The following is a 6,850-nucleotide window of genomic DNA, read 5'->3' on the forward strand; positions in this document are numbered from 1 at the left end:
GGGGACCGTGGGAATTCGCACAACCTCCACTTGGCCGTTGAAGCCCGCCTCGGCTTCCGCTAAGAAGCCGTGGCTGGCCGGTTCACTGGCTGGTTCGTTTTCCGGATTTCGATCCTGAAGGCACCCGTAGCTCAGCTGGATAGAGCGCTGCCCTCCGAAGGCAGAGGTCACAGGTTCGAATCCTGTCGGGTGCGCCAAGGGCACATTCCACCACGCAAGCACCGAAAATTGCCGCCAATCGCCGCCGGAACTACGCCCGTGCGAAGAGCGGGAAATAGCCAGAAGGCGAAAAAAGCCTAGTAATGGCGGTGATCGGCGGTGAAAAAGTCCGAATCGCTTACGGTCGAATGGCGTATTTGGACCTCATGGCAGAGCTCGCATATTCGTCGTTGGATGACCGCTATGCGCCGCGTGTCCGTCGTTGATTGCCCTTCTGCCACTTCCCGAAAGCGGTCATTCACGCGCCAGTGGCGGCAGAACAGCTAGGATAAGCGCAATCGCCTAGCTCCATGACGACACCGGCATTGATTACGGTGTCGTAGCCAGATAGCGCTGACATTAGTTGTCTAAACGAACGATTCGACTTGTCCATTTCCCCGGCTTGTCTCTCACTATTCGCAACGCGAAGTAGTCGCAGGCGTGGTCCCGGGTGGCGGACGATTTGCCTTGGAACTTCACTATCTTAGACCGAAAATCCGAACGGCAACTATCGACGGAAAGGCGGCAACGAAAATGCTCGGTGAGGACTGGCACGGTCATACCACAGTCTCATCGCGGACATGCGGGGCGCCATTTATCTCAACGAAGTGCCTGATGAACCAAAGGTTCTCCAGGCTGAAGGCAAGATCGGGTTAAGCTATCCGTTGGGAGATTCGGGTGTATTGGAAGGCGACACGTGCCGTCTACACCCGCCTTGGAAAATAGCGGCGTCTGCATTTTCGGTCGCTAGCCTGAGCGTGATCACGGGCCACATCTTGGATGCGCCCTCGAAGCCTCATTGCTGGACCTTGAGGCGCTCGGCTGGGAGAACATCTTCCGTCGTCTCGCAATGCTGCGTGCGCGCTTGGCCGGAAATCTGATCAGGATCGGCACCGACATCGTGACGTCGCAGCGTGAGGCCGCCGGTATCATCTCCTTCAGGTCATCGGATGCCGAGGCGCTGGCGGCGCTGCTTCGAATGCGCAGCGTCCGTGTCGAGGCGCGCAACGGGCTCGTGCGCGTCTCACCCCATTTCCACAACCGCGAAAGCGAGATCGATAGCTTCTGCGAAATTTCTAGCAGCTTGTCGAGGATACCGAGCGCTCTGACCGATGGTGGGCGCTATGAAACTCAATCCGAGAGCACGAAGATTCTCACTTTGGCATTGCCGACGAAATTTTTCGCGGATGGCTGCCTGGAGTGCTCCTCCAGCTCGCCCGATCAATGCGATCCGAGCATGATTAGGTTGTTCTCGCTGTCGCGGAAAAGGGCGTAGGTGGCGCCTGGCTCCCAAGGTGCCGGCGACGGCGGGTGCGTGAACTCCACGCCGCGCTCTGTCAGCCGTTCATAGGCCGCCCCGACATCGGGTGTAATTAGAATTGCACTCGGCGTCTCGCCGGGCGTGTCGTCGGGCCGCTCTGTGAAAAGCAGATGGGTGGGCGACTCCCCGACGGCCAGCTCGATCCAGCGGAGACCGTCCCGATAGGGAGCATCCGTCGCGACCTTAAGCCCTACCTTGTCGCGATAGAATGCGATCGCGCGATCCTGGTCGCGCACTGGCAGATGGGCGAATTTTACATGGCTGAACATATGATTCTCCTTGGTCCCGCCCGGTCCTCCTCACCCCTCCATTGAACGATGAAGAACGATGAACGCTCTCGCTGCATCGCCTACCCGGCGCCACGGCCAAGACGGTGAGATCGCCGACGTCGAGGACACGGTCGCCGCCGGCTCAGACATTCCAGGGAAGCCTCCCGGAAGCACTGAGTCACAAACCACGTAAACCATCTCTTCCGAAGCCCGCGCCCACACGTCACGTGCCTGAAACCCGGAACTGTGGATCGGCGCGGTCGCGTCGGCCGTTTGCCTGCGCCAACGGTCGGCGCGATCTTTATTGTCGCTTCTTTCTTCAGCCCATCTTGGCAATGACCTTTGCCATATCGTTGGCGTCGAACGCCCTTAGGGTCTGCGTTCGGACGTTGCCGAGCGAAGCTATTGATAAGCTGAGCGCGGTCGCGGCTATATCATCGTCCGCTTCGGCAATCGCGACCACGTCGTGCTGACCGAGCGTCCAGTAAAGCGAATGCACTTTGACCCCGCTTTTGGCCGCCATCTCCTTGAATGCTTCAGCACGCTTTACGGTGTCCTTGACTGTCTTTGCCCCCTGATCCGTGAAGTTGGTGAGCAGCACATAGTAAGCCATATTATCCTCCCATAGACAGGGAGGCATGCGGGCGCTTCGGCGACCGCCGTATCTCCCGCCTCAAAGCATAGCACGTCACGCGAACTGCGTCCCATTGCTAAGGCCGATTGCAAGAATGGCTCCCTTATGACGCCTTGGCTCGGGAACAGTGGGCGGAAGGCCCTAGCAGGCCGTTGAAGAAGGATCACGTTTGGCCTGGAGGATGGCCTCGTCGCCATTGTGATGCGAATGTGATCTCGATCGAGCCGTGGTCCAGCAGTTCGGCGAAGCCACCCTGCGACGTCGTCCAACTCCTCGCAGCCGGCCCAAGTGTAGGAAGACCGACGAGGGACTGTAGCTGAGATCGACGGCCACTTGGAGGACAAGACTTACAGCACGCTTTCGCCACCAGCCAGAACGATTGTCATAGCGGTGTCTGTCGCTGTCCTGAGTCCAGAAGCTCGAGTCTCGATTTTCGGGCAACAATCTTCGCCCAATGTGTGGACGGGTTCATGTAAAGCGCTCTATCGCAGAGATGGTGGCGAAGTTTTCCTTCGCTGATCCGGACAAGGTCGACCGGCTGTCGAACCAGTTTCCGGTCTAGAACGGCGCACCCCGGCTGACATATCCGATGATCGTTGTCGATGAGTTGGTGCGCGGTACGACCATGTTTGTGTCGGCGCGGTGGGGTCTGATCCCGTATTGGGCGAAGGACCCGAAAGGTGGCGCACAGCCGAATCAACGCCAAGAGCGAGACTTTGAAGACCGAGTGGTGCCGCGCGAAGGCGGCGACTGGCAGGTGTCAAACGTGCGGTGCCGTGCCAATCGGCAGCTTTGCCCATTCCAAGATTGCGGGTCCCTGATATATTACTCTGACCATCTCGTTCGCAGGATCCGTTTTGCGCATATGCAGCCGGCAACTCGAGCGAGAGCGTAAGCTTCCCGCCGACGCGCCGAACCTCGGAGGTGTTATGCTAGTACTGGTTTTCGGCCTCGTGATCTTCTTCGGAATCCATTCTGTTCGGATCGCCGCCGGCAGCTTTCGTGATCAGCAAATCGCCACAAACGAGCGGCGCTGGAAGGGACTTTATTCGCTCCTATCGATCATCGGCTTCGTGCTGATCGTCTGGGGCTGGAGTCTTTATCGCCCCAATGCGCCTGAGATCTACGAGCCGCCCTCTTGGGGCCGCCATGTCGCGTCGGTGTTGGTGCTCGCCGCATTCGTCTTTCTGGCAGCCGCTTACTTGCCCACCGGTTCAATCAAGCATCGGCTGAAGCACCCGATGCTGGTGGGCATCATCCTTTGGGCCATCGGCCACCTCCTGGCCAATGGCGACCTTGCCTCGCTCCTAGTCTTCGGAGCATTTCTGGTTTACGCGATTGTCGATCTCATTGCCGTCATTCCACGCGGCGATCCGGCACCCGCGGTCGTGCGACCGCGTAGCGACCTGATTGCTGTGGGCATCGGCTTGGTGGCTTTCGCATTGTTCGGGCTCTGGCTGCACGGCTGGCTGTTCGGAGTCTCGCCCTTCGCTTGAACGTCCGCAGCGACGGCGCGCCTTCGAGGATGTCCTGGCGAATCCCACCAGTTGCCGCGGATCGAGCGCTGTCGCCGGCCTCGGCATTTCGCTGCTGCCTACCTTCTTCGTCCACTACCAGCTTGTAGACGGGGCCCTCACCCGAATCGACATTGGTGTAGAGGCCGAAGGCGCGGAGCTGTTCATCGCTTATCCGCGTGAGCGCAGTGCGTCAGCCAAGGTGCTCGCGCTCATCGAAAGTCTGCGGCGAAGCTTCGGCGATCCGCCTTATTGGGACCGAGCGTCCGACCAATCGCCGAGTCGCAACACGCGTCCGCCTTTTGAAGCTTAGAAGAACCGTCACCGTCGCGCCGGAATGTGCCGCCGGCAATCTTGAATTGATGAGCCGCGTGTGCATTCCGTATCACCAACAAGCGTTTGCGGCGGAAGAGCTATGGTCGCGAAACTAGTACAGCCAGTCCTTCGAAGCTCATATCGGGCGTTCTGCGGCTCAGGTGTTTGAACCAGCGGAACGCACCATTTCGTGACGTTCACGACAATAAGCGACAAGGTCGCCGTTCGCACGCATCGCGGCCGTCCGAATGTCCGCTATCGTTTTTCGGACACCAGAAGTTGCCGGTCTGCTTCCGGCCTCGGTCCTGCCGGACGGCAAGGCGCCCACAAGCGGTCGTCAAGTATGCCCCATAGCTCCATCTGCAACCTTGTGAGAACACGCTAGCCGGCGTTCGACCAACCGGCGGCGGCGGGCGGCCTGAAATGTGCAGATCGAGAGACAGTCGCCCATCACGTTTCCCTTCCACTCTGCCATGGTCTGGAACCCAATCCGCCTCGAATGACTTGTTTGTCGATAGCTCTCGAAGGGAGGAACCATTGTCCGCACCTGAGGAAATGGATGTCGTCCTCGAAAAGCTGCCTTTGAGGATCGGCGCCTACGTGCCCGACGATTTGCTGGAGGACTGGTTCGCGCCGGGAACGGGCATGAACCCGGTCAGCAAGGAAGCGCTGGCGGCCGCCAAGACTTACGGATGGCGCTTCGAATGCGAGTTCAAGCATTACCCCGAACGGATGGAGGGCGTGTTCTGGAAGTGGGTGCCGGCGATCTGATCCGCGCAATTTGCATCGGCCCCTTGACGCTTCAGTGATGAGGTTGCCGCGAAGCGTGATCGCTGTCTTGATCGCCTCAGCCGCCGCCGATCGGCGTCGTCACCTTTCCGGTTCCGCCGCATTCGGGGCAGGTGCGGCCGTCGATCATACCCGTCCCGGCGCAGCGGTGACACATATGCTCGCCGGCACCGGGAATGCCTGTCGCGTCGGGATTGGCTTCGCCAAATTGTTCGGGTTTGCCTTGCAGCTGCTTTCTCAACTGGGCGACCACGGTTTCGTCGACTTCAAGCGACGTGCTGCTGTCATCGGGCAGACCTTCGCCGGATTGGCCTATGGTTTCGTTGCGCGGCCGGTCGTTGGTGCCTGTCGTTATCTCTGGTTTCTGAGCCATTGCAGTACTCTTTGCAAATTGCAGGTGCAGCTCTCAGCTCCTGCGGTTCGAACGCCTCAGCTCCGCAGAGGTTCCGGGTGGCAATCGTCGCCGGCAGGCTTGGACGGAAGGGGCGACAGCCAAGCGCATCCAGGCTGAAACGGCACGAGGCCGAGGAGGCGCTCAAGCAGGATTCCCATCAATGGCGCCGCGCCGCCTTTGCGCCAGCGCTACGACAGCCGCTCCGACCGCACTTTCACGTCATCGCTTAGCTGCCGCACGACCTCGGCGGTCTTGCGGATATCGGCTTCGTCGAGAGCGACGCCCATGGTCGAGGCGATCGCCAAGAGCTGAGCGTTCAGCTCGCCATAGCGCGCGGCGCCTTTGCGCGTCAGCTGCACAAGCTTCGAGCGCCGGTGTTTTGGATTGTCGATGAATTCGACCAGCCCCTCGGCCGCAAGCTCATCCGCCAGCCGCTGCATGCGCTGACGGCTGGTGGGCCGCATCTGGGCGATCTGCGGCACGGTGAGCGGGCCAAGCAGCGCCAGGCTTCGCATGAAGCCGAACGCACCGCCGCCCCAACTGGTGATGAGCCCGGTCTTCTGGCCGAGAGCCCGTATTCTGAAGAAGCACTGGGCCACTTCGAGCATCAGCTCGGTGATCGCCTCGGCCTTGCCGTCAACGATGGGGTCCGTCCTTGGGCCCGCCCCGGTCCCGTGTCGTGCCGACGCCATCGCCTTCTTTCCCCTTTTCCGTGCCAAGTTCTGCGATTGACACTGCAGTTGTCAACTTTTAGAATGACACCTTAGTTGTCGTTTCTAGGCGGCTGTAGGGCTTCATGGCCCTCCAGCATCTGCGGGAGCAGACATGGACCAGGCTGGGCAAACCGACAGCGGAACCGCGGGTGTCATCGCGAGACCGCCGCTGCTCTTTCTCGCTGCTTTCCTGATTGGCTTCGTGCTGGATCGCCTGCTGCGCTTGCCGTTCCCCAGGAATGACCTGGTCACCTGGATCATCGGCGGCTCGCTGATCCTGATCGGTTTTGCGCTGTTCGCCGCGGGCATCCGCAACTTCATGCGCGCGGAGACGCCGGTGCCGACGAATGAGCCGACGCGCGTGCTGGTGACGACCGGCGTCCACGGATGGACGCGCAATCCGATCTACCTCGGCATGTTCCTCATCTATGGCGGCATCGGCGTGGCCGCGCAGAATATGTGGATCCTTGTCCTGACGCTGCCGCTTGCAATCCTGATCCGCTACGGCGTCGTCGCCCGCGAGGAGGCCTACCTCGAGCGGCGCTTCGGCGATGCCTATCGCCACTACAGGCAACGCGTGCGGCGGTGGCTCTGAGAGTCGCAGGAATCCTGATGTGTGACGCCTGATCCCAAAGTCTCGTCGAGTTGGTACTATTTTGTCGGCTGACGACGATCCAGAACCAACGCTACAGGGTATCAAATG

General features: G+C 60.2%; 9 protein-coding genes and 1 tRNA gene. 6 read left to right on the forward strand and 4 right to left on the reverse strand.

Annotated features, from left to right (window positions below; translation table 11 throughout):
* Window positions 1–120: 120 nt before the first annotated feature.
* Both EOA85_RS00555 and EOA85_RS00560 read left to right on the forward strand, forming a co-directional pair.
* Window positions 121–197 (forward strand) — tRNA-Arg (locus tag EOA85_RS00555).
* An 800-nt stretch (window positions 198–997) separates the two neighbouring features.
* The gene (locus EOA85_RS00560; RefSeq protein WP_127207955.1) at window positions 998–1,474 is read left to right on the forward strand and encodes a hypothetical protein; all 477 of its coding nucleotides are present in this window, start codon (window positions 998–1,000) and stop codon (window positions 1,472–1,474) included.
* Here EOA85_RS00560 and EOA85_RS00565 read toward each other — a convergent pair.
* Entirely contained in the window at window positions 1,420–1,788 is a 369-nt protein-coding gene (locus EOA85_RS00565) for a VOC family protein (RefSeq protein ID WP_127207956.1), read from the reverse strand. The genes EOA85_RS00560 and EOA85_RS00565 overlap by 55 nt on opposite strands.
* A gap of 319 nt (window positions 1,789–2,107) precedes the next feature.
* Entirely contained in the window at window positions 2,108–2,401 is a 294-nt protein-coding gene (locus tag EOA85_RS00570) for a GYD domain-containing protein (RefSeq protein WP_065012366.1), read from the reverse strand.
* Between the two features lie 950 nt (window positions 2,402–3,351).
* On the opposite strand from EOA85_RS00570, the gene EOA85_RS00575 reads away from it, so the two are divergent.
* The 3 genes from EOA85_RS00575 to EOA85_RS00585 all read left to right on the forward strand — a co-directional run bounded on the left by EOA85_RS00575 (window position 3,352) and on the right by EOA85_RS00585 (window position 5,022).
* Window positions 3,352–3,918: an NnrU family protein gene (locus tag EOA85_RS00575; RefSeq protein ID WP_127207957.1), complete on the forward strand. Its 567-nt coding sequence runs from the start codon at window positions 3,352–3,354 to the stop codon at window positions 3,916–3,918.
* Window positions 3,833–4,249 carry a LysR substrate-binding domain-containing protein gene (locus EOA85_RS00580; protein ID WP_127207958.1) on the forward strand — a complete coding sequence of 139 codons (417 nt, stop codon included), beginning with the start codon at window positions 3,833–3,835 and terminating at the stop codon, window positions 4,247–4,249. The genes EOA85_RS00575 and EOA85_RS00580 overlap by 86 nt, the downstream gene beginning before the upstream one ends.
* Before the next feature lie 539 nt (window positions 4,250–4,788).
* Complete coding sequence (locus EOA85_RS00585) at window positions 4,789–5,022, forward strand: hypothetical protein (protein ID WP_065009975.1); 234 nt, start codon at window positions 4,789–4,791, stop codon at window positions 5,020–5,022.
* A 76-nt stretch (window positions 5,023–5,098) separates the two neighbouring features.
* On the opposite strand, the gene EOA85_RS00590 is transcribed toward EOA85_RS00585, so the two are convergent.
* Both EOA85_RS00590 and EOA85_RS00595 read right to left on the reverse strand, forming a co-directional pair.
* Window positions 5,099–5,413, reverse strand: a complete 315-nt coding sequence (locus EOA85_RS00590; protein ID WP_127207959.1) for a hypothetical protein — start codon at window positions 5,411–5,413, stop codon at window positions 5,099–5,101.
* Window positions 5,414–5,622: 209 nt separating this feature from the next.
* Window positions 5,623–6,126, reverse strand: coding sequence for a MarR family transcriptional regulator (locus EOA85_RS00595; protein ID WP_127207960.1), 504 nt, complete (start codon window positions 6,124–6,126; stop codon window positions 5,623–5,625).
* Window positions 6,127–6,259: 133 nt separating this feature from the next.
* Here EOA85_RS00595 and EOA85_RS00600 point away from each other — a divergent pair, with 133 nt between their 5' ends.
* Window positions 6,260–6,742 carry an isoprenylcysteine carboxylmethyltransferase family protein gene (locus tag EOA85_RS00600; RefSeq protein ID WP_127207961.1) on the forward strand — a complete coding sequence of 161 codons (483 nt, stop codon included), beginning with the start codon at window positions 6,260–6,262 and terminating at the stop codon, window positions 6,740–6,742.
* Window positions 6,743–6,850 lie beyond the last annotated feature (108 nt).

The organism is Mesorhizobium sp. M5C.F.Ca.IN.020.29.1.1 (assembly GCF_003997375.1).
GTDB lineage: Bacteria > Pseudomonadota > Alphaproteobacteria > Rhizobiales > Rhizobiaceae > Mesorhizobium > Mesorhizobium wenxiniae.

Coding starts and splice junctions, on each gene's coding strand:
- EOA85_RS00595 (WP_127207960.1), bottom strand. CDS start 6,126: ATGGCGTCGGCACGACACGGGACCGGGGCGGGCCCAAGGACGGACCCC.
- EOA85_RS00600 (WP_127207961.1), top strand. CDS start 6,260: ATGGACCAGGCTGGGCAAACCGACAGCGGAACCGCGGGTGTCATCGCG.
- EOA85_RS00590 (WP_127207959.1), bottom strand. CDS start 5,413: ATGGCTCAGAAACCAGAGATAACGACAGGCACCAACGACCGGCCGCGC.
- EOA85_RS00570 (WP_065012366.1), bottom strand. CDS start 2,401: ATGGCTTACTATGTGCTGCTCACCAACTTCACGGATCAGGGGGCAAAG.
- EOA85_RS00575 (WP_127207957.1), top strand. CDS start 3,352: ATGCTAGTACTGGTTTTCGGCCTCGTGATCTTCTTCGGAATCCATTCT.
- EOA85_RS00565 (WP_127207956.1), bottom strand. CDS start 1,788: ATGTTCAGCCATGTAAAATTCGCCCATCTGCCAGTGCGCGACCAGGAT.